This is a genomic window from Nonomuraea sp. NPDC004702, assembly GCF_053601695.1.
Genome location: NZ_JBSGCE010000189.1, coordinates 1 through 1,912, shown reverse-complemented (window position 1 = coordinate 1,912; position 1,912 = coordinate 1). Strand labels below are relative to the sequence as shown.

Here is a 1,912-nt window from a genome sequence, read left to right as displayed (position 1 = left end):
CTGGTGATCAGGGTGGCAAGAGCCGTGTAATGGGAGACTATTACGCACGGTTCTGTGGGAGCCGGAGGGTGAGATTCCCTCCGGCTACCCGACCCGACCAGCTTGATGCCCGGACGGGCGCCGGCGACGGCACTATGCCTGAGCGGTGGCTGATCGCGCAATGGCCCGACAGCGAGAGCGAGCCGGTCAAGTACTGCTTGTCCAGCCTGCCCGCCGGTACCGAACCGGCCGACTTGATCCGGTACGGCAAGATCGATTGGCGGATCGAGCACGACTACCGCGAACTGAAGACCGGCCTGGGGCTGGACCATTTCGAAGGCCGATCCTGGACCGGCTGGCACCGCCACCTCACTCTCGTCACAGCCGCGCACCTGTTCATCATCATGCTGCGACTCGACCCAAAAGCGGCTGCGCCGGCCTGACCCTCTACAAGGTCATCCGCGAGTTACAACCGCTGCTCGCGACCTGGACCGGCGCATGCCCTACCTATCATCGAAGGCTGAAACCGTCACGCCGCAACAGCCACCGACAGACCTAACAAAGCACTACTAGACCCCACACGCATTCGGCTGTCGTCCAGGCGTCGTTTGATGGCACCTCCGCCAGCCGAATCCACCGTCTTCCCGTTGCATCCTCAAGAGGTAGGCGCCGCCTTCGTGAAGCAGCGCCCTCAACTCAGTCTTCGGGATCTCAGTCACCTAGAGATGCTGGAGCGTGAGATAAGCCAACGAGATTACAATCCAGTTGTCGACAGCATCCAGATCAGCTGCCTCCTGAAGATACAAAATGCCCGCACGGATCTACTCAGAGTAGTCGCCTTCGTCGGCCATGAGCACGCGGAGTGCAGCAGCCGTTCCTTCGATCGAGTCGAGATCCTCATACCAGGCCGCCCACGCACCCGAGGGGCGTTGAACGCCAGCGATGAACTGCGCGCATCGGGACACGATGGCATCGCTCGCTTCGGCGGGAAGTCTAGAAAGGGCATGTGCTACATAAGCAGTCAGCGACGGATCGGATCCCGAGGCGACGGAGTAGTTGTCCCGATAACCGCCTCCAACGTCCTGATGGGATGAGAGCCACCTCAGGCCTGCCGCCGCCTCCTGCAATTTATCTGTCGCAGCATAAAGCGCGGCTACGGCATAAGAAGTAGAATAAGTGTTAGGCTCACGGATGTCGCTGGACTGCGCGAATCCTCCATCGGGGGTTCGGCGGGCCGATAGCCATCGTATGCCGGCGTCCATCGCCGTATCCGGAACCAACGAGCAGGAAGCCAGGCCGAGAAGGCTCCAAGCCGTGACGAAAGTGTGCCAGTCGTCTTCTTCTCTAGTCCACCCGCCATCCGAATTTTGTTGGTTGAGGATGTACAGTTTGGCCGCTTCGAGGCGCACGCCCAAGACCTCTGCCACCCCAGAGAGGTCACGAGCGAGGACGAGCACCTGACCCGTAGTCATCGGATCAGGGGAATTCCCGGTGGCGCTAGACACGCCTCCGGTCGATGGGAGCATTTGATCCAGCCGCGACAGAATTGCCTATGCCGACATCTGCATACTATAAACCTCATCTTACTTGGCGGTGAAACGAACTTCGTCTCGTTCGAGAAGAATGATGGGACATCCGCGCGACTCCACTCTGTCCCACTAGGAGATAGGGGCCCGAACGAGGTCCCACAGCATCACCCGCAGTTCCACGGCGAGCGCCCAGCTGAGCCGTCGATACTCCTCTAGCCCAACCATCACGTCCTCTTGCACAATCAGGCCGGAGAGGGAGGAATGATCGAAACCTGTGGATCTGCCGGGAAGGGTGTACCTTCCCGGATCATCCGATGATGGTTTCGAGATAAGGCCGACGCGCCAACGTCGGTCGGGAAGGCACACCCGTGCCGCTTACCGTAGTGCCCGAGCCGCCCGCTGAC

General features: G+C 60.5%; 1 protein-coding gene and 1 pseudogene. One reads left to right on the top strand and one right to left on the bottom strand.

The window, feature by feature from the left end; translation table 11 throughout:
• Positions 1-422, top strand: a pseudogene (locus ACWEJ6_RS54680) (hypothetical protein); the annotation flags it as partial.
• A 378-nt stretch (positions 423-800) separates the two neighbouring features.
• Here the strand turns inward: ACWEJ6_RS54680 and ACWEJ6_RS54675 are convergent.
• The gene (locus tag ACWEJ6_RS54675) at positions 801-1,388 is read right to left on the bottom strand and encodes a prenyltransferase/squalene oxidase repeat-containing protein (protein ID WP_452433692.1); all 588 of its coding nucleotides are present in this window, start codon (positions 1,386-1,388) and stop codon (positions 801-803) included.
• Positions 1,389-1,912 lie beyond the last annotated feature (524 nt).